Source organism: Pseudoalteromonas translucida KMM 520 (genome assembly GCF_001465295.1).
Taxonomy (GTDB): domain Bacteria; phylum Pseudomonadota; class Gammaproteobacteria; order Enterobacterales; family Alteromonadaceae; genus Pseudoalteromonas; species Pseudoalteromonas translucida.
This window is the reverse complement of the sequence record NZ_CP011034.1, coordinates 902,983-929,388: the sequence shown is the minus strand read 5'-3', so window position 1 is coordinate 929,388 and position 26,406 is coordinate 902,983. Positions and strand designations below refer to the sequence as shown.

Below are 26,406 nucleotides of genomic sequence, written 5' to 3'. Positions count from 1 at the left end.
TCTACTCTTAACAGCAAAAAGCCCACATTGTGGGCTTTTTTGATCAACGCACTAGTTGTAAAACCATATCTTGATGAGCAATGCCATCTTCTAAATATTCAGCATTAATACTTTCAAATCCGAATGAGCGATAAAACTCTAGTAAATACGTTTGTGCACCAATATAAATATCACGCTCTGGCCATTGGCTTTTACAGCAGTTAATAGCCTCAGTAACCAATTGCTGAGCCAATCCTCTGCCTCGCTCCTCTTTAGAGACTAACACGCGACCGATCGCACTGTATTTTGCGTTTTTTTCGTAGCATCGAGCATAAGCTTGTAGCGTATTATTTTTCACAGTGTAAATATGTAAGGTACTTGGTGCTATATCATTATCATCAAGTTCTGGGTAAGGGCACATTTGCTCAACTATAAATACATCTACGCGCCCACGCATTATGGTAAATAAGGTTTGTGTATTGAGCGCAGTAAAAGTTTCACATTTAAACGCCATTGTAACTCCTGTAGTTGGCTCTAATGGACATAAAAACTTATACGCTTAGAGCTAGGCATAATAGCAGTAATGCAGTTAGGGGCTTAATTAACCGCTATGCTACATAATAAAATGGCTTAAAACAAAAACCCAGCATAAGCTGGGTTTGTTTTAAGTGATTACCTACCTTAGGTAAATAATCGCTCTAACTGATCACATAATTGCGAGAGGTTAACATGGTCGTGCTCTATGGTTAAATCTACATAACCATCGCCTTTAAATGCTCTATCTAACTCAATTAACACATGAGTTTTGTGTGCTTCTGGAATAAATGACAATTCAATTTCTTTCACCCCAAATAAACTGCGGCTGTTAGGCTTGTATTCTAGCTCTTGGTAACAACCAGACACAGATTGAAACGTTGATGCCCGCAAGTGGCCTTTTTCAACATCTGCTTTAGTTAGGCTAAAGCCTAGCTTTTCCATGGCCTGCATACACGTTTTAACGGCTTCGTTGGGATACACATGTAAATGGTCTTTATCACTTGGATCAAGCGCTAAATCAATGTCTAGCCCTGTTTCAAGCCAAACATAAGATTGGTTATACCCTGCATTAATTTCAGTGATCGGTGTTTCTGAATGCAACCGTGCTTGAAAAGGAATAGTTTTAACTTCTCCTGGCTCTACCGTGCCTATATCTGTAATGCGCCACTGCTCTATAACGTGGTTGGTAAAATAGTCACCGTCTTCATTTGATGCTTTAACTCGCGTCATTAATAGTAAATCTAACCCTGCAATTTCTTGGCTTACATCACCAGCTGTAATAACGATTTGTGCATTAAATAATTGCCCAGGCTGGAGGTGCTCTGTTTCTAAAATAGTGTCTACTTTGGCGGCACCAATACCAACCGATGCTAAAATCTTTTTAAACATATTTTTCTCCTTAAGCTGAGCGGCTCTATAATGTACTCTAACTTAAACTTCGTCGTTAGCGCATCTTAACCACATTTAAATGCTCTTGTCAGTGAAAAACTACTATTTACATGCTGTTTACGATTAAATAAGTGCTAAATGTCCATTTTTCATACGCAATAGAGCAAGTATTTGATTAAACGGCGCTTAAGCCTAATCTTTTAAAAAGGGCTTATTGTATGAATAAAATGATGGGTATTTGTATATTTATTTTCAATGGTATTGATTTTTCGTTACACTAAACCTCCCAATGAAGTGATATTTATAATTATGGAACTAATTTACTTTGCCGCCGCGTTTGTGTTTGGCTTTGCTGTTTATCAGCTAAAGCTCCCTCCTCTTATCGGTTTTTTACTTGCGGGATTCGCGCTTAATTTAGCGGGCTATAAAAGCACCGAGTTACTCAACACCATTGCTACCTTAGGCGTTACGCTTTTATTATTTAGTATTGGTTTAAAGCTAAAAGTAAATAGTTTAATGAAACCACAAGTGTGGGCTTCTGCTACTTTACATATTATTTTGAGTAGTGCGTTATTTAGTGGCTTTATGCTATTACTTAGCCTATTTGCACTGCCATTATTTGTTGATTTGAGCTGGCAAAGCGCTTTATTAGTTGGCTTTGCATTGAGTTTTTCTAGCACAGTTTTTGCTGTTAAAGTGTTAGAAGAGCGCGGCGAAATGGGCAGCTTACACGGAAAAGTAGCCATTGGCATTTTAGTTATGCAAGATATTTTTGCCGTGGTGTTTTTAGCTATTAGTACCGGTAAAATCCCTAACATTTGGGCTTTGGTACTTATTATTTCACTGCCGCTAGTGCGCCCCGTTATGGGGTGGATACTAAACCGCTCTAAACACGGCGAACTACTGCCATTATTTGGGTTTTTCTTTGCACTTGTGGCTGGTTATCATGCATTTGAGCTAGTTGGTTTAAAAGGTGATTTAGGGGCACTAATAATAGGTATGATGATTGCGCCTCATAAAAAGGCCAGTGAACTTTCTAAGTCATTACTTAATTTAAAAGATATTTTATTGGTTGGCTTTTTCTTAACAATAGGTTTAAACGCAGAGCTTACCACCAGCTCATTACTGGCCGCGTTATTATTGGTGTTAGTATTACCAATCAAAACGTTTTTATATTATGTGCTAACAAACATGTTTAACTTACGCGCTCGCACCTCATTGCTAACCACTTTTAGTTTAGCTAATTATAGCGAGTTTGGTTTAATTGTTTGCGCTGTAGCCGCCTCTACTGGCATGATCACCTCTGAATGGTTAGCCGTTATTGCAATTGCCGTATCAATTACCTTTATTATTGCATCACCTTTAAATAAACGCTCCAACGAAATATACGTAAAAATAGAGCGCTGGCTACTAAGGTTTGAAAGTAAAACCCGTTTAGCCGAAGAGCTGCCTGTTAACCTTAACGACACTAAAATTGTTATATTTGGCATGGGCAGAATTGGCACTGGTGCTTATGAAACAATTAATGCTACCCACCCACAGCTAGTTGCAGGTATAGACATAAAGCCTGAGGTAGTTGATAAGCACATAAAACGCGGAAGAAATGTATTAATAGCAGATGCGACCGACCCTGACTTTTGGCAGCGCGTAAATCACTCTCGTGTTGAAATGGTCATGCTAACAATGCCACAGCATATGCAAAATATTTTTGCGTTAGAGCAATTAAAAGCATCGGGTTATAAAGGGCAAGTTACCGCTATTGCTAACTATCCTGATCAGCAAAAAGAGTTAGAAGATATGGGTGTAAATTCTACCTATAACTTTTACTTAGAAGCCGGTAGTGGTTTTGCTGAGCACGTTAAACAAAAATTATTTTCGTAAAAACAACACTCTAATTTTAATTTACATTCTTTTACAAGCTAATTCTCTAACATAGAAAAAAGCAGGTAAACTAAAGACTATTGGTAAATATTAGCGCAAGCACCTGCCCTTAATTAGACTCCAGCTAACGAAGGGCTTACTAATAAATATATTAATCCAGAGGGCCTGCTCCCTCGTTAAATAGGCTGTTACTTGCCCGTCACAGCCTATTTTATCTCTTTAATATGCCTTACACTTAGCTATGTTTTATAAAACCTTTAAAGCCAATGGATCCTACACAGCTAAAAATTGCCGTTAATACTATTATGCCCTTTGGAAAGTACGCAGGCCGCCCTTTACTGCTTTTACCCGAGCCCTATTTAGTATGGTTTAAACAACAAGGGTTTCCCGACTCAAAGCTAGGCAGCCAACTAGCCATGATGTATGAGGTAAAGCTCAATGGCCTAGAGCAAATGTTAATGCCATTATTAGAAAAGAAAAATAATTAAATTAAGAACTTTTTTATAAAGGGGCTGTCTATTACTTTGCTACTTGTTGATTTTGATTAAAATCCAAAAAAGCGCCCTTGTTAACAAGGGCGCTTTTTTATTGAGTGTTTTTATCTGCGTACTTTCATTTATGTACTTTTTATTTTTTATAAAAGCGGCTATTTATTAATCGGTAAGCTGACAATAAATTTAGCTCCGCCTAAGCTTGAATCTTCAATTGTACACTGACCTTGATGCCAAGAAATTATTTTACTGACAATGGCCAACCCTAAGCCAAACCCACCGGTTTTTTTATCTCTACTTTTATCCAGTCGAGTAAATGGCTTAAATACGTTTTCACGCTCAACTTCAGCAATACCATTGCCATCATCTTCAACAATAAAAACTATATTATTAGCTTGCGCTAATAAGGTTATTTGCACACTTTTATTGGCGTGCTTTAAAGCATTACCTACCAAGTTTTGCATTATTCTCGCCATAAAGTGACTGTCGCAGCGGTAATTCAGTTCATTGGGCAATGTAGTGCTTAACTTTATTCGCGTATCAAAACTGAGCTTTTCAACCACCGTTTTAACCACTGCCACTAAATTACAATTGATCAGCTGTAAACTCGGTTGCTGTGAATCTAAGCGCGCATACTCAAGCATTTCAGAAACCAATGCCTCAAGTTCATTTATATCGACTTGCATATTAGCTAAGTATTTTTCGGCTTTATCATCAAGCATTCGGTCTTGAAGCATTGCAATGGCAAATTTTAACCGTGCCAGTGGCGTTCTAAATTCATGCGATACCGATGAAGTAAGCTCTTGCTGCGCGGTTAATAAAAATTCAATTCGCTGCTGCATCACTTGCAAGGTGCCCGTTATGGGTAAAAAAAATGATTTAGAGCTATCGGTTAATTGAAAGTCCTGTGAGCCACCTACGGCCTCGCATGCATTACGCAGTTTAGCAAAGTCTCGCCACAGTAAAAAACTCCATAAACCAACAGGAATGCCTACTATTAATAACAGCAATAAGTAGGGTAAAACAGAGCCAACGGGCTTAGCTGCACCACCTATAGGACCAACCTGTAATAGTTGTGTGGCGTTAAGTTCAACATACCAAACTATGCGCTGTTGTTTGTCATATAAATAAAGGTAGTGATTTTTAGATAGCTGAGCTTGTTGCTCGGCGGGTAATATTAAATCGCGCTGAGCAATCACTTGGCTAGAAAAATGGTTTTTTAGCTTTGTAAGCCCATTAGGGGTTTGCGATAATAGCCACAAAGACTGGCCAAACTCATCGTCGAGTAACACCTGCTGCTGCGACTCTTCATATGGCCAAAGCTGTTCAATTACCCCGCTGACAATAAATAATGAGACAATAATATACACATACAGGCTTATAAACAGCTTGCCCATTAATGCAGCTTAACACTAAGCATTAATTACATATCCCACGCGTCAGAAACAAATAAATAGCCTTGTCCCCAAACGGTTTTAATCCGATAAGGTTTGTCGCTGTTATCGCCCAGTTTTTTGCGAATTCTTGAAACGCGTACATCTACGGTGCGATCTAGGCCATCGTATTGTCGCCCTATCATATGTTGGTGCACATGTTCGCGGCTCAATACTTCTCCGGCATTTGATGCTAGTAGCCAAAGTAATTCAAATTCATGTGAGGTTAGAACTATTTCTGTGCCCGACAACTTAACAATACGGCTGGTTTTATCAATAAATAAATCGCCAAATTGCAGCTCTTCGGTGGCTTTTAAATTAGGTTGCCCACGGCGTAATAATGCGCTAATTCTTGCTAATAATACACGTGGCTCAGCCGGTTTAATAACATAGTCATCAGCGCCTAGCTCTAGCCCTATTACTTGATCAAAGTCTTCACCTTTGGCCGTTAACATTAAAATAGGAGTGGTGTATTTATCACGTACTTGTCTGCAAACACTAAAGCCATCTTTACCTGGCAGCATTACATCTAAAATGATCAGGTCGACGGGATTACTTTCAAGGTAAGCAAACACTTCATCACCACGATCTAGTACGTCGACTTCTAAGCCATTATGTTCGAGGTAATCTTTGGTTAATTACTGTAAACCAAGATCATCTTCAACAAGTAATATTTTTGGCATTTACTACTCCTAAATTAAAAAAAGCTCCACGGTGAACGCAACCGATACTGTTTTTTAGTATGGGCACTTTGTACTTCAACGAGTACGCTCGCAAGTGAGTCACCGGTGTGAGGATTGATCAGGGAGTATATGGTCTCCACCTGAACACGCGCTTTATAGCTAAACTGACCAGAACCTTGCTGTTGCCAGCATTGTATTTGCGTATTTTGTTGATACAAACACACATCTTTAACCGCTGACTGCCGCCATTTAAATTGCAAATTGAGATCGCAAAAATCATGCTGTTCAGAGACAACACAAACTTTAGGAGATACATCAAGAGTTGTTTGCGCCACGCTAACGCCACTAAGTAGTGAAGAAATAAACACAAAAAAGATTAAATACTTCATATTAAAAAGTATGTTCAAATCCTATAAAGGCAGTCGTTGAATAATGACGTTCAAACAGCGGGCTACTATCCATAGCCGAATAGTCATAATATGCTAAATGAAAACGAAGAGCGTTGGCCTTGCTAAGAGGCCAGCGGGCATCGATTTTAGCATAAGGTTGCCAACTACTACCAACTACTATTTTACCTAACAGTGTTTCATCGCTGTTTAAACCGTAATAATAGTCGTTTAATTGCGCAGACTTATAATTAACCCCTATGGTGGGCTTTAATTGTAAATTACCTACTTGCCCATGGTACTGCCATTGGATTGCAGCTCGCCAACCATTATAAGCAGAGTTTACATCGTGCAATGCTTGCACGGATAACATCTGCTGCTCAGCTACAAAGGAGTAACTTATACCTGCATCTAAAACGAGCTTACGCTTACTAATATTATTAATATTTATTTGTTGAGGCGAGGTATTTGTTTCTAACTGGGTAAATTGATTATTTGAACTAACACTTTTTAGCGCAAATATATTTTGCGGGTGCCAATCAATAAAAAAACGCGACTCTGGGTTTAATTCTGTTACTAGGCTTAAGCTATGCTGTTGCGTTTGTTTAAACGAGTAACCTATTCGGCCATTATCAAAAAACCACTGTTGGCCATAAAAGGCAATTTGAGGAATGATCACCAACGGAATATTATCTGCACCATATAATGGATTAGTTATTACTCCCGCCCCTATACTCATGCTTAAATGCAGTTGCTCTGTAGATATATGTGCATCTACAGGCTCGTCACTTAGCGCTAATACCTGAGCGTTAAACGAAAGAGAGATTAATAATATTATTATAAAATAAAACCGCATTGTGTTCATCGTACATATATAAAAAGGCCATTTATCCATAGTAGCAAGGTCATTGAGAACAAGCTCTAGGCAGTTACAATCATTAACAACTTTTATACAATTAAGATTACTTTGCGGCTTATATGCTTAGCCTAATAGCTCTATTTACAGGCTATAGAGGAGCTGTAGATTGAAGACTTACGCTATCTGGGATTTTATACTAAGAGCAACCTTAGTAAGTGTATTGCCACTAAATTATTTTTTCCCCCATATTTTGCGCTATATTCCACAAGGCACTTATAGCCGGATCGTTTAATTCTTTATGTAATACTGCCAAGCCAATATCAATACCTTTAGGTGCATGTGTATTTGTTTGCAAAACGTGTACTTTGTCTTGTAGTGGGCTGTTATCTAAAACTATTTTAGGGATCATTGCTATGCCAAAGCCAAGGCTCACCATAGATACCATAGCTTCGTGCCCCGCTACTTGCGCATAAATTTTTCCCTGAATATTATTTTTTCGCCACCATTGCTCCAAGCGCTGCCTAGCAAACCCTTGCTCTGGCACAATAAACTCAAGTTCTGACCAATCAATACTATTTGTATTACTAGCAAGCTTTTGCGTAATTGAGCACGCAATTTTAGGCGCAATAAATACCAGCGGCGAATAACCAATATCAACAAAGGCTATTTGTGCAGGTAACTTATTTGGCTTAGCAGCAATAGCCATAGATTCGTGGCCATCTAAAACACGGTTTATTGCCAACGCAGGATCGCCGGTATTTAGCGTGATTTCTATATGCTGATGTTGAGCGCGTAACTGCTCTAAAATATGATGTAAAAAGCTGTACGATGCGGTTACTGAACAATAAATACTCACGTTGCCATAAATATACTGCTGTGGTTCTTTTAGGTTCGCTTTAAAGCGCTGCCAATTAGCCAATGTAGATGTGGCGTAGTCAATAAATGCCAGCCCTTCGCGGGTTAGTTTTACACTGCGGTTATCACGTAAAAATAGCATTACCCCTACTTCGCTTTCAAGCTGCTTAATATTACGGCTCAATGTAGGCGCACTTATATGACAAAGTTCACTGGCGCGCGAAAAGTGCAATGTTTTTGCCAACGCTAAAAAGTAATTTAAATGCTTGTGATCCATAACCAACTCAGTATTTCATATTGTGAAACACTCTAATGCAAATATATCAGTTTACGCAAGAAAAGATTTTCCATATGGTTGAGTTAAGCAAAGCAACAGCAATGCATCTAACAAACTGAATCAATAGGACACTAACATGGCGAATTATTTTAATACCTTACCCTTACGCGAACAATTGGCGCAATTAGCCCAATGTGAATTTATGAACGCAGACGAGTTTACTGATGGCGTTGATGCTCTTAAAGGTAAAAAACTGGTTATTGTAGGCTGTGGCGCACAGGGTTTAAACCAAGGCTTAAACTTACGTGATTCTGGTTTAGATGTGTCGTATACGCTGCGTGACTCGGCCATTAGTGAGCGTCGTCAATCATTTTTAAATGCGTCTGAAAATGGCTTTACTGTAGGCACGTACCAAGAACTAATTCCAACTGCCGACGTCGTATTAAATTTAACGCCTGATAAACAACATACTTCAGTGGTAAACGCAATTATGCCACTAATGAAACAAGGCTCAACCCTTGCCTACTCGCATGGTTTTAATATTGTTGAAGAAGGTATGCAAGTACGCGACGACATTACCGTAATTATGGTAGCGCCAAAATGCCCAGGCTCTGAAGTGCGTGAAGAATACAAACGTGGCTTTGGCGTACCAACTCTAATTGCTGTGCACCCAGAAAATGACCCACAAGGTCATGGTTTAGCTCAAGCTAAAGCCTATGCTGCTGGTACTGGCGGCCACAGAGCCGGCGTACTTAAGTCGTCATTTATTGCTGAAGTAAAATCAGATTTAATGGGCGAGCAAACCATTTTATGTGGCATGTTACAAACTGGTTCTATTTTATGTTTTGATAAAATGATTGAAAAAGGCATTGATGCAGGTTACGCCTCAAAACTAATTCAATACGGCTGGGAAGTAATTACCGAAGCGCTTAAATACGGCGGCGTAACCAATATGCTTGACCGTCTTTCAAACCCAGCTAAAGTAAAAGCGTTTGAATTAAGTGAAGAACTAAAACAAATTATGCGCCCACTATATAACAAGCATCAAGATGACATCATCGATGGTACTTTTTCACGTACCATGATGGAAGACTGGAATAATGATGATGCAAACTTACTTAAATGGCGCGCAGAAACAGCCGAAACTCACTTTGAAAAAACCCCAGCGGGCAATGTTGAAATTGCTGAGCAAGAGTTTTTTGATAACGGTATTTTAATGGTCGCTATGGTTAAAGCAGGTGTAGAGCTTGCATTTGAAACCATGACTGCCGCAGGTATTATTGCAGAGTCGGCTTATTATGAGTCATTACATGAAACGCCACTGATTGCTAATACCATTGCGCGTAAAAAGTTATTTGAAATGAACCGCACAATTTCGGATACGGCTGAATATGGTTGTTATTTATATAACCATGCATGTTTACCTTTGCTACAAGACTTTATGCAAAAAATTGACACCGACGTAATTGGTAAAGGCTTAGGCGAGCATAGTAATCAAGTAGACAACCAAACGTTAATTCAAATTAATACGGCATTACGTGAACACCCAGTTGAAAAAGTAGGCGCTACATTACGCGGTTACATGTCAGCAATGAAAAAAATAGTTTAATCCCAAGTTAACCTAAGTTTCACTTGTTAGAAACCAAGCCCACCTGCTTTTGCGGTGGGCTTTTTCGTACCTGCATAACGCGCTATTCATCACTCGCTCAAAATATATAATGTGTTAAAATAATCACCTACTTGGTTCAGTTGTAAACAAAATTACCCTTATGATGATACAAAACCTTTCTATTACTCAAAAAATCACCGCTTTAGGCAGTGTTATCGCAATCTGTGTTGCCGCGCTCATAGGCTTAACATCGCTACATAGCGCAGAGGATATCATCGAAAAGCGTATGATAGAGTCTGAACTTCCAAGCAAGTTACAAACTATTAGTAACCATATTGGTGGCGAAATAAACGAGCTTTTAGGCGCCGCAGAACAACTTTCTTCAAATGTATTTCTGATTGATTGGGCAAACTCAGCCACCGAGGACGACTCTCAATTACTTAATGAGCTAAACAGATTAGTACAACAGTACGATCTTGCTACTGCATCATGGGCAAATAGAAACACTGCACAATACTGGAACCAAAATGGCTTTTTACGCGTATTGAAAAACGATGCCGCAGATGGCTGGTTTTTCGCATTTAAACAGTCAAAGCGCCCTTATGACATCAGTATTTATCAAGAATCTGCTAACGATGTAAAAATGTTTATTAACCATCAGCAACCCAATGGTTTAGGTTTAGCGGGGCTTGCTAAAAGCATTACCGATATGCAAAAGCTACTGCAGCAATTTAAAATTGAGCAATCTGGATTTGTTTTTCTTGCCAATAAAAATGGCTTGATCCAGTTACATAAAGACGCCAATAAAGTGGCTAAAGTAAATATAGATACCCTGTACGGCGCAAATATACATAATAAATTATTAAACAGTAATGGCTTTTCATTAGCAGAAATTAACTTAGCAGGTGAAGACACCCTAGTTGCTGCAACACCAATAAAAAATACTGACCTTTTTGTTGTAGCCCAAGTACCTAAAAGCGAAGTGTTTTCGAGTGTGAGTAAATTAGAATGGCAAATTTTAACCTTCACGATAATCATCGCCCTTATAGCGAGCATTATTAGTTATTTGCTTGCTCGATCATTGTCGTCGCCACTGTCGAAAATAGCTGAGCTATTCTCTCGTTTAGGCACAGGCGATGCTAATTTAGCATATAGACTTCCTTACTCTGCGCAACCTGAGCTAAATAATTTAACCGATGGTTTTAATCAATTCATCGAAAAAATAGACACAGCAATTAAACAAGTTGCCCATGAAAGCCATGGGATCCGCCAAAGCTCTGATCATGTATTTGCGCAAGCAAAACATAACTCACAAGCAATTGATCAGCAAAAAGAGCAAACAATATCGGTTGCTGCTGCCATTAACGAAATGGGCGCCACAGTACAAGAAATAGCACAAAGTGCCGCTAACACGGCGAAGTTAACTAATAGTAGCCGCGAAAACACCAATAAAAGCCATCAACAGGTACTGCAAAGCCAAACGACTATTGCAGCCCTTGCTAGCGACATAGATGGCATTACAGAGCAAGTAACCTTACTTTCTAAAAAAACGCTTGATATTGCTAGTATTGTTGACTCAATTAGAGGTATTTCTGAACAAACAAACTTACTCGCGCTTAATGCTGCTATTGAATCTGCGCGTGCGGGTGAGCATGGTCGCGGTTTTGCTGTTGTTGCCGATGAAGTGCGAGCGTTGGCTAATCGCACCTCACAATCAACCACTGAAATCCAGTCGATGATTGAAGAGTTAACCCAAATATCGAATGATGTTGTTACCGATATTAGTCAGTCTAAAAGTAAAGCTCAGCAAAGTGTAGGGGCAATGCAAAACTCAGTTGAGCTGCTTGATACTATTACTGAAACAGCAAATCAAATTAATGATATGGCAACCTTAATCGCAACAGCAACAGAGCAGCAAAGTAATGTAGTAGCCGATGTAGGACGCAATATTGAGCAAATTAGTGAAATTAGCGACAAGTCGATGAATGAGCAATTAAATACTGAGCAGGCTATTCGCGACTTAGCAAATAGCGCACAAACGCTTGCGTCACTTGTTGCCACTTTTGAGGCAAATAGATAACTCATTTTTTGTAACATTTAAATTATACCTCTGAGTAAAATTACAACTACACTTAATTGGTAAGTAGTTTTGCTTAGAGGTGTTATATGAAAGCCACTCAACTTAAATGTTATTTATCATTTAGCTTTATACTTTTTTTGTGTGCGTGTAGCTCATCGCCAAAGTTAGCGTTGCCGCATCTAATTAAGCCAGCAAACTTTAAGCTACAACAGATTGAAACCCCAGCCGAAATATTTAAATTAGATGCCAGCTTAACGCGGCAATTAGATTCTCATTTAAACAGTCAAAATTCAGCCCAACATATTGCACAAGGCATATTCAGCTTTTTATTAAAAAATGGTGATGACTCACTTGCCTATCGCTCATCAGCCACTTTAACCGCTGCACAAAGCTATCAAAACCTAAACGCTAACTGTTTGTCATTATCTATATTAGCGTATAGCTTAGCAGAGCACTTAGGCTTAAAAGCGCAATTTCAAAAAGTGCATATTCCTGAATATTGGGCACTTGATCAAGGCGTTAATTTATTAACCGGACACATAAATTTAAGCCTTAATAGTCAACCTCTAATAAAAGATGCTGGCACTTTATTTTACCAACGAGATCAGCGTTTAATTATCGACTTTGATTCTAATAGCCGACAAGCACGCTTTAAAACAACACGGCTATCAAAGAGTACTGTTACCGCTATGTTTTATAATAATAAAGGTGCTACTGCGCTAATAAATAAGCAATATGAATTAGCCTATAGCTACTTTAATGCAGCAACTAAGGTAGCCCCTAATTTTAGCGTTGCATGGGGTAACTTAGGTGTTTTATTTAGGCAATTTAACTATTTGAATGAAGCCGAGCAAGCTTATAATTATGCCCTTCATCTTGATAAAAACAACAACACTGCACAAGGTAATCTTGCTATGTTGTACTTACTTACAGAGCGAGAGATGCAAGGGGCTCAAATACTTAATCAGCTTGATAAACAGCGCCAAAGTAATCCTTATTACCATATATCACTTGGTAATACCGAGTACGTACATAAATATTATACTAAAGCACTCAAACACTTTAAAAAGGCCTATGCATTATCCCCCACGCTTCACGAAAGTCATTTTGGCTTGGCGCGAGTTTATTTTCAGTGGGGCGATACAAAGCAAGCAAAGTACCATTTACGCAAAGCCGGAAAAAATGCTGATTTTACACATGACAAAAAACGTTATGACGCAAAGTTAAAAGCGCTGCAATCATTAACCGCAAAGGTAGGTACCCATTAAACAATTAACTGTCGTTATTATTTTGCTGCTTTTAAGTCCTTTTGCTAATAGTAAAACGGCGCAGCAACTACTTATTGATGATTTATATTACTTAGCAGACCAGCAACTTGCAGGTAGAAAAACAGGATCTCAAAGCGCAGAGCTTGCAAGAAGCTATATAAAACGCAGATTAAGCAAAGTTAATAACAATGTGGTTGAGCAGCCATTTTGCTATAAATCGGGCCTATTTAGCCAAGCGTGTGGTATTAATATTATTAGTTCTAACATAGGTGCTATAGAAACAGCAGCAAAGGCAACCGACCCGGCACAAAAAGCCAATCGTATTATTATTACCGCACACTATGACCACTTAGGTAAGCATGGTGGAAAACTGCATCCTGGAGCAAATGATAATGCCACCGGTGTTGCGGCTTTAATTTATTTAGCAAGGGTATTTAATGATAAACCACTGCCCTTTTCTCTTACCTTTGTAGCCACAGATGCAGAAGAAAACGGCTTACATGGCAGTAAATACTTTGCCAAAACACTGCAGCCAAATAGCGTTATTATGAACATAAATTTAGACATGCTAGGGGTTAAAAAGCGTCGTAGCAACTTATATGGATTAACCTCTAGGTCGTTAAAAAACACCTTAAATAGCGTATTTTCTGCCGTTGAAAATAATAATGTAAAATTAAAACCGGTTTACTCCGCTGCACAAATGAGCCGATATATAAAATCTAAAAATATAAACTGGCATAAAGCGAGCGATCACTATTCGTTTGCAAGGCAAAAAATACCTTATGTTTACTTTGGCATGGGCTACGACAGTGCCCATCATACAAGTAATGACACCGCCAAGAATATTAACAGCAAACTTTTTACTGATGCAGTACTATTAATAGAAGCCTTTATTAACCAGCTAGCTAAAACACCACTCCCTCTTAGCTCGCCTTAAATGATGCTACATAGGCTTCTTTTTTAGCCCTAGATAATTTTTTCACTTGGTACTCTAATTTACTTGCTGCACTTTTATTGCCAACACTGTGCTGATGAATAAGTAAAAGTGGACCTTTACCTTTCAGGTTTTTTGCACCATTACCCGCTTGATGCGTAGCAAGACGTTGCTCAACATTAGTGGTTATACCCGTATACCAATGGCCGTAGCGGGTTTGTACTATATACAAATGCCAGGTAGATGGCTTTTTTAAGCAGCTTTGATCACTGCACTTTAAACTTTTTTGATTATCCGTGGTCAAATCGCTACCTTAACTTAATGCCCTTAACAAAAAACAATTGCTTAAAAGGGTTTTACCTTCAGTGACTAATCGGTATCATGCAGATTATAAAAAATAAGGATCACAACTAACAATGCAGTCGTTAAAAACTTTTTCTCTTTGGCTTATCGTTGCTTTAACGCTTAGTTCAGCAGCTGGGTGTTCTAGCTGGGTATACAGAATCAACATCCCTCAAGGTAACTTTTTAGAACAATCTGATGTTGATAAACTGCGTGTAAACATGACTCGTGAGCAAGTTGTTTATGTATTAGGCAAGCCTATCGCCGAAAATGCATTTGATAATAACACTTGGCGTTATGTATATAGCTTTAATAAAGGCCGCAGTAACGAGCAGTACAAATCACTGGTTATTAACTTTGAAAATGAAAAGCTTGTTTCTATTTCAGGTGATTACGAACAGCCAGAAAACTTTACTACTCCACTCGAACAATAAGCACCCTCGCTTATTAAAATTATAAAGGTGAGTTAAGCTCACCTTTATAATAGCTAAAACCTTATGCTATCGCTCTATAGGGCGGCCACCGGTTACTTTGTTTGCTCGCCCTTCTTCTTTCGCTTTTTCAGCACGTTTTCTACGCGCATCTTTAGGATCGGCAATTAAAGGACGATAAATTTCAATTCTATCCCCCTCTTTTAGCTCTTGATTAGGCTTTACAGTTCTATTCCAAACACCGAGTGTTAGTGCTGTAGCATCTATTTCTGGGTGTTTTTCGATAATTCCTGATTGAATAACAGCTTGTTCTACCGTTGTTCCCTTAACTACTTCTATTGTTAAGCTTGTTACTGTTTCGGGTAATGCAAATACAACTTCAACATGAATCATACTCTCGCTCCATAAACCTGTTTCGCGCGCTGAGTAAACGCACTCACCATATTTTTTGCAACATCATTAAATATTTTACCAAACGCCAACTCAATCAACTTACTCGAGAATTCAAAGTCTAATTGTAACTCTACTTTGCAAGCATTCGCGTCAAGTTGTTGAAAGTGCCAACGCCCCTGCAACATTTTAAACGGACCATCTACAAGATTTAATACCACGGTTTGCTCATCAACAAAGGTGTTTTCTGTGGTAAACCACTTTTTTATACCTGCTTTTGATATTTCTAAACTCGCGGTCATGCTATTATTGTGTTGCTTAATAATTTTTGAGTCTGAGCAATTAGGTAAAAACTGAGGATAGGCTTCTACATCATTAATAAGGTCAAACATCTCTTTAGTGCTGTACATAACCAGCGCACTTTTTTTTATTTGTGGCATACTCACTCCCAACTGTGTGGTGGAATTTTAGCAAGCTTTACGCGTTTCCCCAAACTTTCACGCTGCTTAAATTAATTACTAAGCTTTTAAATGCATTATTAAAAAATCGATGTAAAACATCTCGTATTACGTATAATATAGGGCACTATGGCTAAGAATAAATCATCAAAATCGACAAGCAATACCATCGCGCTTAACAAAAAAGCGCGACATGAGTATTTTTTACACGATAAGTTTGAAGCGGGTGTAGAGCTCCAAGGCTGGGAAGTAAAAAGCATCCGAGCTGGCAAAGTTAACATCACTGAAACTTATATCCACCTTAAAAACGGTGAAGCATTTTTACTAGGCGCCCAAATCCAGCCTCTTAACAGTGCATCAACCCATGTAATTTGTGATCCATTACGTTATCGTAAGTTACTATTAAGCAGACGCGAGCTAGATCGCTTAGTAGGCGCAACTGAACGCGATGGCTATTCATTAATTGCTACTGCTATGTATTGGAAAAATTGCTGGGTGAAACTTGAGTTTCATTTAGCAAAAGGTAAAAAATTACACGACAAACGCGAAGACGGTAAAGATAAAGACTGGTCGCGTGAAAAAGAACGCTTAATGAAGCATAAAGCATAAATAAAAACGCCTAATTTATTAGGCGTTTTTTTATTTATTTTAAAATAATTTAACGCACAACTTTAAAGCAAACTGCACAAATATACTGCAATTTAGTGACTACTTATAAAAGAATAAATTATTACAAAATAAGTGCCCACTAAACTATTTAATTCTTACCACTAATTGCAACGCAATATTTATATTAAAACCTCGCTTTACGTCGAACTTCTATCTCTAAGTAAATAAAATACACTGACTATTTTACCAGCAACACCCAGACTAAAGTCACACCACAGCGCAATTGCTAACACCTTTGTTACATGGTATTAATATGGAGGCTTTTTTAGCTACCAAATTCAACAAAACTAACAAGGACTTAAGGATGAAGCAATTTTCATTTACCCCTAGCTTAATTGCAGGGGCTACTTTGGCATTAACAGCTGGCTTTACAACAACAACATACGCCGCTGATGAAGTGAAAAAAGTAGAACGCATTGAAGTAACGGGCTCTCGCATTAAACGTTCTGATATGGAAGGCCCTTCTCCGGTTCAATCTATCAGTCGAGCCGATATTGATAACATGGGTTATGACAACCTACAGCAGTTGCTTGAAAGAATGCCTGTTGCAGGTAGCGGTACTTTCTCTACCCGTGGTAATAACCAAGACTCTACTGCAAATGGTTCTGCAGCGGTAAGTTTACGTGGCCTAGGCGCTGACGCAACTTTAGTACTTATTAATGGCCGCCGTGTTGCTATTAGTGCATTCGCTGAAGGTATTACTAACTCATTTGTTGATATTAACAGTATTCCTGTTTCAGCGATTGAACGTATCGACATTTTAAAAGATGGTGCATCGGCTATTTATGGCTCTGATGCTGTTGCGGGTGTAGTTAACGTTATCTTGAAAAAAGATATTGATGGTATTGAAGTAAACTTAGGCTACGGTGGCACTGACGGTCCTAATTACGAAGAAACATCAGCCAGCATCGTTTGGGGTACAAGTAACGAAAAAAGCAGTGCTTCCGTTATTATTGACTACTTTAAAAACACCTCTTTATCGTCAAGTGAAATGGGCAGCTTAGGCACTGCAGATCAAAGAGCTTTAGGTGGTGAGGACTTTCGTTCATCACGTGGCTTCCCTGGTTACTTTTACGTTGATGGTGTAAAAACCATTGACCCTGCTTGCCCAGCCGATAGCGCAACTGCCAGTGGCAGCTGTTTGTTTGATTACGGCCCATACGGCTATATTGCACCAGCATCTGAACGTATTGGTGCTATTTCGCAGTTTGAGTATAATTTTGATAATGGCATTACTGCATTTTTAGAAATGGCGGTACAACATAATAGCTCTGTGGCTATGGGTGCGCCAACACCACTAGATGAAGATGCAGGCCTTACTGTGCCAGCAAATCATCCTAATAACCCATTTGGTAAAGATATAGATATTGGCCGTTACAGAACGGTTGATGCCGGTGCTCGCCAATGGGATATTGAATCTGATACGATGCGTTTTGTAGCGGGCTTACGAGGCGAATTTAACGACTGGAGCTGGGAGACAGCGGTACAAAAAGGTCGTAGTAAATCAATGCAAACTGGCGATCGCTCACAAGGTTGGGTGCGTACCGACTTTTTACAACAAGAAATAGATGCCGGTAATTACAACCCATTTGGCGGCACTTATAACGATCCTGCAGTAATCGATAGAATCACTACTAGCTTAGTACGTCAAGGTGAGTCACACATGACCTCATTTGACGCAAACATTAGTGGTGAAGCATTTAGCTTTGGCGACGATGTGGTGATGATGGCAGCCGGTATTGAGTACCGCGAAGAAGACGTTACAGATATCCCTGATGATCAGTTCCGTCGCGGTTTAATTTTTGGTACTGAAGCTGTATCAGCCGCAGCGTCACGTGATCAATACGCTGCTTATGTTGAATTTTCAATTCCACTAGCTGATACATTAGAATTACAACTTGCTGGGCGTCACGATGACTACAGTGACTTTGGTACAACTACCAATCCAAAAGTTGCACTTCGCTGGGCACCAAGTGATGAAATCACGGTTCGTGGCTCATGGGCACAAGGCTTTAGAGCCCCCTCTTTAGCACAAGTTGGCCTAGGTCCATCAGAAAAAAGTCAGTTCTTTATTGATACTCAACGCTGTCAACAAACTGGCTTAGACTGTCAGGCACTTGATTACAACATTCAATTCTCTGGTAATGCAGACTTACAACCTGAAGAGTCTGAATCATGGAACGTCGGCTTCATTTGGGCCCCTAGCGCAGAGTTTGGTTTAAGTATTGATGTGTGGAGCATCACCCAAGACAATAAAATTGACCAAGAAGAGTTTGGTCCAATTTATGCTGCAGAGTGTGGTAACCAAAACAGCACTGTATGTGTTCGCTTACCGCCTACTAATGGTGAAAGCTTAGGTTCAATTCAAAAAATCTATAGCACATTTGAAAACGTCTCTTCACAAGAAGTATCTGGCATCGACTTTTCAGCAAACTACAATCATTCATTGGATGATTTAGGTTTATTGAAATTCAATTTAGAGTGGGCTTACCAAAATAAATTTGAAAAAGATGGCCGTGATTACTCTGGTGAATATGGTTACCCAGAGCATCGTTGGATTTTCTCAACTAACTGGGAAGTGGGCGACTTCAATACTAATGTTAACTTAAGTTATGTTGGTGAATTTGAAGATACACCTGATATCGACTTTGACGGTAACTTAGATTTTGATAGCAATACATCACGTATGATTGACTCACAAGTGTTAGTTGATTTACAAACGTCGTACCGTATTACTGAGTCAGCTAAATTATCACTAGGTATTAATAACTTGTTTGACGAAGAGCCACCATTTGCAATTGGTGATGGCGATTCTGACCTTTACGGTTATGCGTCTGGGGTTCATAACCCACGCGGTCGTTATATTTATACTAAAGTAAGTTTCTCGTTCTAAACGAGAAGCAACAAAAAAACCGCCAATCGGCGGTTTTTTTATTTAAACGAGAGCTAAATTATAGATCGCCTTCGTTTTCAGATAGGAACTTAGCAACGCCTTCAGGGCTCGCGTCCATACCTTTTTTACCTTCAGTCCAACCAGCAGGACATACTTCACCGTGCTCAGTGTGGAACGCTAGTGCGTCAACCATACGTAGCATTTCATCAATGTTACGACCTAGTGGTAAGTCGTTCACTACTTGGTGACGTACGTTGCCTTCCTCATCAATTAGGAAAGATCCACGAAATGCAACACCCGCTTCAGGATGCTCAACGTCGTATGCTTTACAAATTTCATGTTTAATATCTGCAACTAGTGCATATTTAACTTTACCGATACCGCCATCTGCAACAGCAGTGTTACGCCATGCGTTGTGTGAGAATTGTGAATCGATAGAAACACCAATTACTTCAACACCACGTTTTTGGAATTCTTCATAACGCTTATCAAATGCAATAAGTTCAGAAGGACATACAAACGTGAAATCTAGTGGGTAAAAGAAAATAACTGCTTTTTTACCTTTAATTTTTTCATGAAGGTTATAGCTATCTACAATTTCACCGTTACCAAGAACTGCTGCAGCGGTAAAGTCTGGTGCCTGGCGGCCTACTAATACACCCATTTTATTCTCCAAATATTTTGAGTTTGTTGTCAATTGCTTATGCAATGCTGATAGTTATATGGGCTCTAAAAATTAAAAACCAATAGCGCACATATAATTATTATTATTCTAGAGAGAACTGATGCGAAATGACAATCGTATTTAACGATTCATCCCATCGATAATACTGAACGCTAAAAAGTGATGGGAGTTATTATATTTTATTAGCTCAGCTTCTTGGTTATAAAGTATTAATAAAAAGTAGATATAATTAAAATGAAGACACAAAAAAACCTGCAAATGCAGGCTTTTAAAATAGGTTTAATCCATTATGTCGCTGGGCATATCGCCACGAATTTGTTGCCAAATTTCACCGGTTTGATGACCATATTTACGCATCATCATAATCGCACCGTCGTGTTCTCTGTTTTCGGCCAATTTAGTTAAATCTTTATAAAACTGGCGAGCCAACTCACGCGTTCCCGGATCTGAAAAATAATGACAACCTATTTTTGAATAAAATCCTTTAAAGCCATTAAGTATAAGCACGTAAATACGATTATTACCTGCAACAGCTAACTCGTGATGCACTTTATAATCGTAATCAGCAAATGCTTGCGCACTGTCTTCTAACTCATCGCTTTGTGAGAGAATTTCAATCACACGTTCTGGGTTTAACTTTATAGCGGCACGCGTATAAATTGCGCTTATATTAGTGCGTGCAGAGAGTAACTGATCGGTTAGCTCTGGCATTTTATCTTCATCAAGACGTGCTAACGTTTCAAGAATATTTAATCCTGACGTTTCCCAAAAGTTATTCACTTTTGTTGGCTTACCATGTTTAATAGTTAACCAGCCATCTCGAGCCAATCGCTGTAATACTTCACGTAACGTCGTTCGGGTAACACCTATTAACTCTGAGAGTTCACGCTCAGCAGGTAGAATAGATCCAGGAGGGAAATCGCCATTCCAGATAGACTCTACTATGTATTCTTCAGCAAATCCTGCTGGGCTTTTCGCTTTAAAAATTCTCATCCAATTCCCACTCGAATTAATTCACACTACTACATACGATTAACCGACTGATTGTACCAGACGACGCTCAAGTAACAAGTAAAGTACGCCATATTACTGCCAGTATGCGATTAAAATATTTTTGTCTATAAAATGCTTTCTATTTTTTACTAACACTTGTCGCAAGTACTTATATATTCATCCTAGATACATTTTAAGTAGCCACTTACTTTAAATTTGCGCCTTTCCTGGCTAACTTGTTACGCAACTTTATCTAATCCAAATTCTTTTCTCGCTTAGAGGACTCCCCCTTTCTTCACATTATTTGGTTTTTATTGGCTTTGATAATTATAACCTTAACTTTAATCATCATAAATGCATGTGAGGTGGCTTTAAGTCGTTTTGCTTGCCCCTAACTTTATCCTACGTCATAATCTAACGTCTTATTTAAATGTGGATTTATTATGAACTGGCTTGCACAATTACCCACCCAACGTACTCCTTGGCTTTTGTTTAGTGGTATTGTTTTTCTGCTTGAAATAACAGCACTGTTTTTTCAATATCAAATGGGATTGGCGCCATGTATCATGTGCATATATCAGCGTACTGCCGTATTAGGTTTACTTATTGCAGGTATTATTGGTACAAGTAATCCTGGGCATAAAGGGGTTCGCTTGCTCGCCTATAGTGTATGGGCTGTTTCTAGTGTTTGGGGATTTATAATTGCCCGCGAGCATATCGAAATGCAAACAACCACGGATCCTTTTGCATTTAGTTGTGAGTTTGAACCTAACTTTCCTGCTTTTATGCCACTACATGAGTGGATCCCAAGTTTTTTTGCAGCCACTGGTGATTGTGGAAACATTGACTGGCAATTTGCGGGATTAAGTATGCCAGCATGGATGGAAGTAATATTTGCGTTGTTTGCAGCCACTTTATTTTTACTGGTAACAAGTCGCTTAATAACTAAAAGGGCGCTGTAATGTTTGTGTTTTTTTCAAGCCAAATTAATGTACTAAAGCATTTAAAAATACGTGACAGACAAGTTGTTATAGCTATTTCTTTAAGTATGCTTTCACCTGTTAATAAAGTACTGCTTCGTATTATAAAATTATTATTACTCAGCCCGCTGTTTTTAATATTTGTCGTATTTGAAGGCTGGTTACTCATCCCTTTTTTACTACTCGGTGGGTTGTGTTATCCACTACTAACGACTCCAATTGAAATTAACTTTGCTAAAAAACATTTAAGTGAAGCATTAACCCAATATACTAAGGGCGCTTAACGCGCCCTTTTTAACTTAAAACGAAACCTTGCCTTCAAGCTTGGCAACTAATTTTTTACCTATGCCTTTTACCATTTTCAAATCCTCTAACGACGTAAAGTTACCTTGTGCTTCGCGATAATCTATAATTGCTTGTGCTTTTTTCTTACCAATACCTGGAAGCTTAGATAGCTGACTAACATCAGCGGTATTAATATTTAAAGCTGCCTGCTTTACTTGCTGAGTTATTGCTGAGGTATCTACATTTGCATAAGTAAGGGTTACTGGCAACATACAAAAAGCTGCAGCTAAAACACTGTATTTTAGTTTTTTCATCTTTCTTCCTTTTTTGTTCATACATGAACATTTAGTCTGTTGTTTATATGTTTAAGTCATAACGCAAAAGGCTTTTTACACCTGCACTTTATTAAATACTTAAACCTAACATTCACTCCCTGTGAGATCCTTAACTACAACGGTACACAAAAGTGATTAAGTTAAATAAAGTAAAGTTAATCTTTGTTGTCAACTATTATCACTTAATATTAATTAGGGGACTTGCAAATTTAGGCACAAACTTGTACTGTACATAAAAACAGTAATCTAATGGTTTATATATACTATATGCCACGCAAGTAAGCAGGAGAAATCATGGCTGTTGTTGTTAAATATGTTGTAGAACGAAACGGAGTCGAGCGCATGACGTTTACTACCAAAAAAGAAGCTGATGCCTATGATAAAATGCTCGATATTGCAGAGTCGCTTGAAATTTTGCTAGAAAAAGTTGATGTGCCATTGAGTGAACAACAAGTAGAGTCACTTGCTTTAGAAATAGCAAAAAGTAAAGATGACTTTATGACAATATTAAAAGGGGGTAAAGAGCCTATAGCCCCTAAAGCTGCTGTAAAAGGCAAAAAAGCAGATAATGTTGCACCCATAGAAGAAAGTAGCGATAAAAAAGCGAGTTAATAAATTTTGCATAAAAAAAGGGAGTAACCTAGGTTACTCCCTTTTTTTGCTTATAACTTTTTATAGTTCTTGTTCTACTTCATCAAATAACGTTGTAATTTCTTTAGCTGGCTCACTGGTCATTAAGCTAACTAATACAATCGCAATACTTGATAAAATAAAGCCTGGGACTATTTCATAAATAACGCTACTTAAACTCTCACCATTAATTGTGATTGGTGCGTATATCCATATCAGTACCGTTGAAGCACCCACTAACATGCCAGCTAAGGCACCAGCAAAGTTCATTCTTCTCCAGTAAAGGCTAAGCAATACGAGTGGCCCAAATGCAGCACCAAAGCCTGCCCACGCATTACTTACTAAGTCTAAAATAGAACTATCTCTATCGTAAGCTAAGTAAATAGCAAACATAGCAACTAACGCCACACTAATACGCCCAACAAAAACTAGCTCTTTTTGAGAGGCTTCGCGGTGCAGGTATATTTTATAAAAATCTTCAGTTAACGAGCTTGAACACACTAGCAATTGTGAAGAGATAGTACTCATTACAGCCGCTAAAATAGCTGCTAATAAAAAGCCAGCAATCAATGGATGAAAAACCAATTCTGATAACACTAAAAATATTGTTTCTTTATCATTTATCGGCATTTCATTTTCTAGTATGAAGGCTGCCCCAAATAAACCAGTTAGTACTGCGCCTATTGCTGATAATGTCATCCAAGACATACCAATACGTCGCATTGCTGGAATATCTTTAACTGAACGTACCGACATAAAGCGTACTATAATATGAGGCTGACCAAAGTAACCTAAGCCCCAAGCTAACGCAGAAATAATTGCGATGGTAGAGCCACCAGCAAACCAATCTAGCATATTTAAGGAGTGAACTTCACTGGCCTTTGGCGAGACAAGTAACAGGTCATAACTAGCATTAGCAAGCGTTTCCATTACTGGGTGATCAAGCATAGTAAACGTTACTATTGGCACTATTAGTAATGCAATAAGCATAATGCAACCTTGTACAAAGTCGGTTAAACTTACCGCTAAAAAACCACCAAAAAGCGTATAAAGCACTACAACGCCAGTAGTGACATAAAGGCCAGTTTCGTAGCTCATTCCAAATGAATTTTCAAATAACTTACCACCAGCAACTACGCCAGATGAGGTATAAAGTGTAAAGAAAACAATAATAACAATGGCTGAAATCACACGTAAAATATTTTTATTGTCCGCAAAGCGATTAGCAAAATAATCCGGGATCGTAATTGAATCATTCGCTTTTTCAGTGTAAACACGTAGCCTAGGTGCAACTAAGAAGTAATTTGCCCAAGCGCCAAGTACTAAACCAATCGCAATCCAAACCTTACTCAAACCAAAAAGATACATAGCGCCGGGAAGGCCCATAAGCAACCAGCCGCTCATGTCAGATGCACCTGCGGATAGCGCTGCAACACTTGGTGATAAATTACGCCCCCCTAACATATAACCTGAAACATCGCTGGTTGATTGCTTAAATGCATACAACCCTATACCTAACATTACAACAAAGTATAATGCTAGTGAAATAATCATTCCTGTTTCCAAATTCGCCTCCACTAATAAATTGCAACAGGCTTTTGATCCAAATAATGACTCTTAAAATATTATAGTTAAGACAGTATTGGGATAAAAACCATTCTCTGTCACTATAGCATGGGTAATAGTTAAAATTCCAACATGTCAACTTTAGTGAATTAAAAACAAACAAAGCGTATATATTTAAGTCAAAACCTCTGTAACTTATTAAAAGTATGTTATTAATCTAAGATAAGCTTATTTACATCATGCTATTTTTAATGTTTTGCCATATATTGTTACAATGAATAGTTATTTTTATCTATACGGAATTTTTTATGTATTTTTATGCTGCACGCCAACCTATCTTAGATCGCGATAAAAAGCTTATTGGCTATGAATTACTATTTCGTGATGGTGTAAATAACGTGTTTCCTGATATAGATGGAGATGAGGCAACAACACGCCTAATAGAAGGTAGCCAGTTTAATTTTGGCCTTGAGGATTTAACCGATAATAAACCAGCGTATATCAACTTTACCCTAGAAACTTTACTAAAAGGCTACCCTAGCTTACTGAGTAAAGACGCTGTGGTGGTAGAAATACTCGAAACAGTTCAACCTGGTAAGCGTTTACTAGCTATTGTTAAAGACTTAAAAGAAAAAGGTTATACATTAGCCTTAGACGACTATATTCATCAACCTGTATGGCGTCACTTTTATCCATTTATCGATATTATAAAAATTGATTTTTTAACCTGTAATATAGAAACAATTAAAACAATTATTGATGATTTAAAACCTTATCCACACCTAAAATTACTTGCTGAAAAAGTTGAAACCCATGAGGTGTACAACCAAGCATTAGAACTTGGCTTTGATTATTTTCAAGGATTTTTCTTTTCAAAACCTGAGATGATCCAAAGTAAAGCGCTTCCCCCCTCTGGTATGACATTAGCCGAACTACTTTATGAGACCTCAACGCTTGATATGGATCTAAAAAAGATCACCGATATATTTGAGCGAGATGTAAACTTATCTTATAAGTTACTGCGTTATTCAAACTCTGCAGCATTTGCTAGACGTACAGAAATAAGCACAATTAAACAAGCGCTTATTACCCTTGGTGCCAATGAAATTAAAAAGCTTTTATCTTTACTATTTGCAGCGCAAGTTTCAACAGATAAACCTATGGAGCTAATTAGGTTATCGCTCACTCGGGCGCGTTTTAGTGAGTTACTGGCTATTTCGCATGGTAAGTTTAAAGACACAGGAATGGTTTTTTTAACCGGCATGATGTCGCTGATGGATGCTATTTTAGATGAAAGTATGCAAAACGTGATGCAAAAACTGCCATTATCTAATGAGATTAAAGCCGCTTTACTTAATGATGAGGGTTTGCTTGCAAGCTACTTAAACTTGGTTAAATTTTATGAGCAAGGCAATTGGCAAGCAGCTAACGAGATCAGCCAACAACTGGGTTTAGATGATAAAGTACCCGATGCTTACCACGAAGCAATAAGCTGGGTAAATGAGCAAATGCAGTTAATGAGCAATACTTAATAACAACTTTTTAATCACTAATAAGAAAATAAAACGCCAGCATTGCTGGCGTTTTTA

26 protein-coding genes and 1 pseudogene are annotated in these 26,406 nt (G+C 38.4%); 13 read left to right on the top strand and 14 right to left on the bottom strand.

Going from position 1 to position 26,406, the window contains the following annotated elements; genetic code table 11:
- Window positions 1-43: 43 nt before the first annotated feature.
- Window positions 44-493: a GNAT family N-acetyltransferase gene (locus tag PTRA_RS04345; RefSeq protein WP_058372826.1), complete on the bottom strand. Its 450-nt coding sequence runs from the start codon at window positions 491-493 to the stop codon at window positions 44-46.
- Window positions 494-660: 167 nt separating this feature from the next.
- Window positions 661-1,404, bottom strand: coding sequence for a sporulation protein (locus PTRA_RS04340; RefSeq protein WP_011327550.1), 744 nt, complete (start codon window positions 1,402-1,404; stop codon window positions 661-663).
- A gap of 309 nt (window positions 1,405-1,713) precedes the next feature.
- Here PTRA_RS04340 and PTRA_RS04335 point away from each other — a divergent pair, with 309 nt between their 5' ends.
- Complete coding sequence (locus tag PTRA_RS04335) at window positions 1,714-3,285, top strand: cation:proton antiporter family protein (protein WP_058374517.1); 1,572 nt, start codon at window positions 1,714-1,716, stop codon at window positions 3,283-3,285.
- A gap of 266 nt (window positions 3,286-3,551) precedes the next feature.
- Complete coding sequence (locus PTRA_RS04330) at window positions 3,552-3,773, top strand: DUF3820 family protein (RefSeq protein WP_041454363.1); 222 nt, start codon at window positions 3,552-3,554, stop codon at window positions 3,771-3,773.
- A gap of 158 nt (window positions 3,774-3,931) precedes the next feature.
- Here the strand turns inward: PTRA_RS04330 and PTRA_RS04325 are convergent, their stop codons facing one another.
- The 5 genes and pseudogenes from PTRA_RS04325 to ilvY all read right to left on the bottom strand — a co-directional run bounded on the left by PTRA_RS04325 (window position 3,932) and on the right by ilvY (window position 8,269).
- Complete coding sequence (locus PTRA_RS04325) at window positions 3,932-5,173, bottom strand: ATP-binding protein (protein ID WP_058372825.1); 1,242 nt, start codon at window positions 5,171-5,173, stop codon at window positions 3,932-3,934.
- A 26-nt stretch (window positions 5,174-5,199) separates the two neighbouring features.
- A pseudogene (locus PTRA_RS04320) lies at window positions 5,200-5,892 on the bottom strand (response regulator).
- A gap of 14 nt (window positions 5,893-5,906) precedes the next feature.
- Window positions 5,907-6,281, bottom strand: a complete 375-nt coding sequence (locus PTRA_RS04315) for a DUF3019 domain-containing protein (RefSeq protein WP_058372824.1) — start codon at window positions 6,279-6,281, stop codon at window positions 5,907-5,909.
- A 1-nt stretch (window position 6,282) separates the two neighbouring features.
- Window positions 6,283-7,134, bottom strand: a complete 852-nt coding sequence (locus tag PTRA_RS04310; RefSeq protein ID WP_058374516.1) for a MipA/OmpV family protein — start codon at window positions 7,132-7,134, stop codon at window positions 6,283-6,285.
- 229 nt (window positions 7,135-7,363) lie between these two features.
- A complete protein-coding gene (gene ilvY, locus PTRA_RS04305; RefSeq protein WP_058372823.1) occupies window positions 7,364-8,269 on the bottom strand; it encodes an HTH-type transcriptional activator IlvY in 906 nt (301 codons plus the stop codon).
- Between the two features lie 136 nt (window positions 8,270-8,405).
- Between ilvY and ilvC the strand changes: the two genes are divergently transcribed.
- The 4 genes from ilvC to PTRA_RS04285 all read left to right on the top strand — a co-directional run bounded on the left by ilvC (window position 8,406) and on the right by PTRA_RS04285 (window position 14,163).
- Complete coding sequence (gene ilvC, locus PTRA_RS04300) at window positions 8,406-9,878, top strand: ketol-acid reductoisomerase (RefSeq protein WP_011327542.1); 1,473 nt, start codon at window positions 8,406-8,408, stop codon at window positions 9,876-9,878.
- A 160-nt stretch (window positions 9,879-10,038) separates the two neighbouring features.
- Window positions 10,039-11,958, top strand: a complete 1,920-nt coding sequence (locus tag PTRA_RS04295; RefSeq protein ID WP_058372822.1) for a methyl-accepting chemotaxis protein — start codon at window positions 10,039-10,041, stop codon at window positions 11,956-11,958.
- Between the two features lie 86 nt (window positions 11,959-12,044).
- Window positions 12,045-13,226, top strand: coding sequence for a tetratricopeptide repeat protein (locus PTRA_RS04290; protein WP_058372821.1), 1,182 nt, complete (start codon window positions 12,045-12,047; stop codon window positions 13,224-13,226).
- Window positions 13,227-13,248: 22 nt separating this feature from the next.
- Window positions 13,249-14,163 carry a M20/M25/M40 family metallo-hydrolase gene (locus tag PTRA_RS04285; RefSeq protein WP_237113474.1) on the top strand — a complete coding sequence of 305 codons (915 nt, stop codon included), beginning with the start codon at window positions 13,249-13,251 and terminating at the stop codon, window positions 14,161-14,163.
- Here PTRA_RS04285 and PTRA_RS04280 read toward each other — a convergent pair.
- Window positions 14,150-14,464, bottom strand: coding sequence for a GIY-YIG nuclease family protein (locus PTRA_RS04280; protein WP_058372820.1), 315 nt, complete (start codon window positions 14,462-14,464; stop codon window positions 14,150-14,152). The genes PTRA_RS04285 and PTRA_RS04280 overlap by 14 nt on opposite strands.
- A 112-nt stretch (window positions 14,465-14,576) precedes the next feature.
- Between PTRA_RS04280 and PTRA_RS04275 the strand changes: the two genes are divergently transcribed.
- Entirely contained in the window at window positions 14,577-14,936 is a 360-nt protein-coding gene (locus PTRA_RS04275; protein WP_058372819.1) for an outer membrane protein assembly factor BamE, read from the top strand.
- Window positions 14,937-15,002: 66 nt separating this feature from the next.
- Here the strand turns inward: PTRA_RS04275 and PTRA_RS04270 are convergent, their stop codons facing one another.
- Window positions 15,003-15,326: an RnfH family protein gene (locus PTRA_RS04270; RefSeq protein WP_058372818.1), complete on the bottom strand. Its 324-nt coding sequence runs from the start codon at window positions 15,324-15,326 to the stop codon at window positions 15,003-15,005.
- On the bottom strand, window positions 15,323-15,763 hold the full coding sequence (locus PTRA_RS04265) for a type II toxin-antitoxin system RatA family toxin (protein WP_011327535.1): 441 nt from the start codon (window positions 15,761-15,763) through the stop codon (window positions 15,323-15,325). The genes PTRA_RS04270 and PTRA_RS04265 overlap by 4 nt, the downstream gene beginning before the upstream one ends.
- Before the next feature lie 147 nt (window positions 15,764-15,910).
- Here PTRA_RS04265 and smpB point away from each other — a divergent pair, with 147 nt between their 5' ends.
- Together smpB and PTRA_RS04255 are read left to right on the top strand one after the other, a co-directional pair.
- Window positions 15,911-16,390, top strand: a complete 480-nt coding sequence (smpB, locus tag PTRA_RS04260) for an SsrA-binding protein SmpB (RefSeq protein ID WP_011327534.1) — start codon at window positions 15,911-15,913, stop codon at window positions 16,388-16,390.
- Window positions 16,391-16,754: 364 nt separating this feature from the next.
- Entirely contained in the window at window positions 16,755-19,343 is a 2,589-nt protein-coding gene (locus tag PTRA_RS04255; RefSeq protein ID WP_058372817.1) for a TonB-dependent receptor, read from the top strand.
- 58 nt (window positions 19,344-19,401) lie between these two features.
- Here PTRA_RS04255 and PTRA_RS04250 read toward each other — a convergent pair whose 3' ends face one another.
- Window positions 19,402-20,007, bottom strand: coding sequence for a peroxiredoxin (locus tag PTRA_RS04250; protein WP_011327532.1), 606 nt, complete (start codon window positions 20,005-20,007; stop codon window positions 19,402-19,404).
- A gap of 300 nt (window positions 20,008-20,307) precedes the next feature.
- Window positions 20,308-21,021, bottom strand: a complete 714-nt coding sequence (fadR, locus tag PTRA_RS04245; protein ID WP_011327531.1) for a fatty acid metabolism transcriptional regulator FadR — start codon at window positions 21,019-21,021, stop codon at window positions 20,308-20,310.
- A gap of 443 nt (window positions 21,022-21,464) precedes the next feature.
- Here fadR and dsbB point away from each other — a divergent pair, with 443 nt between their 5' ends.
- Both dsbB and PTRA_RS04235 read left to right on the top strand, forming a co-directional pair.
- Window positions 21,465-21,983 carry a disulfide bond formation protein DsbB gene (gene dsbB / locus PTRA_RS04240; RefSeq protein ID WP_058372816.1) on the top strand — a complete coding sequence of 173 codons (519 nt, stop codon included), beginning with the start codon at window positions 21,465-21,467 and terminating at the stop codon, window positions 21,981-21,983.
- Window positions 21,983-22,285, top strand: a complete 303-nt coding sequence (locus PTRA_RS04235; protein WP_058372815.1) for a DUF6170 family protein — start codon at window positions 21,983-21,985, stop codon at window positions 22,283-22,285. The genes dsbB and PTRA_RS04235 overlap by 1 nt, the downstream gene beginning before the upstream one ends.
- A gap of 15 nt (window positions 22,286-22,300) precedes the next feature.
- Here the strand turns inward: PTRA_RS04235 and PTRA_RS04230 are convergent, their stop codons facing one another.
- Window positions 22,301-22,600 carry a ComEA family DNA-binding protein gene (locus PTRA_RS04230; protein ID WP_058372814.1) on the bottom strand — a complete coding sequence of 100 codons (300 nt, stop codon included), beginning with the start codon at window positions 22,598-22,600 and terminating at the stop codon, window positions 22,301-22,303.
- A 315-nt stretch (window positions 22,601-22,915) separates the two neighbouring features.
- On the opposite strand from PTRA_RS04230, the gene PTRA_RS04225 reads away from it, so the two are divergent.
- Complete coding sequence (locus PTRA_RS04225; protein WP_058372813.1) at window positions 22,916-23,233, top strand: YebG family protein; 318 nt, start codon at window positions 22,916-22,918, stop codon at window positions 23,231-23,233.
- Between the two features lie 60 nt (window positions 23,234-23,293).
- Here PTRA_RS04225 and putP read toward each other — a convergent pair whose 3' ends face one another.
- Window positions 23,294-24,805 (bottom strand): sodium/proline symporter PutP, encoded by a 1,512-nt coding sequence (gene putP / locus PTRA_RS04220; RefSeq protein ID WP_058372812.1) that lies wholly within the window; start codon window positions 24,803-24,805, stop codon window positions 23,294-23,296.
- Between the two features lie 320 nt (window positions 24,806-25,125).
- Here putP and PTRA_RS04215 point away from each other — a divergent pair, with 320 nt between their 5' ends.
- Window positions 25,126-26,349, top strand: coding sequence for an EAL and HDOD domain-containing protein (locus PTRA_RS04215; RefSeq protein WP_058372811.1), 1,224 nt, complete (start codon window positions 25,126-25,128; stop codon window positions 26,347-26,349).
- Window positions 26,350-26,406: the final 57 nt, after the last annotated feature.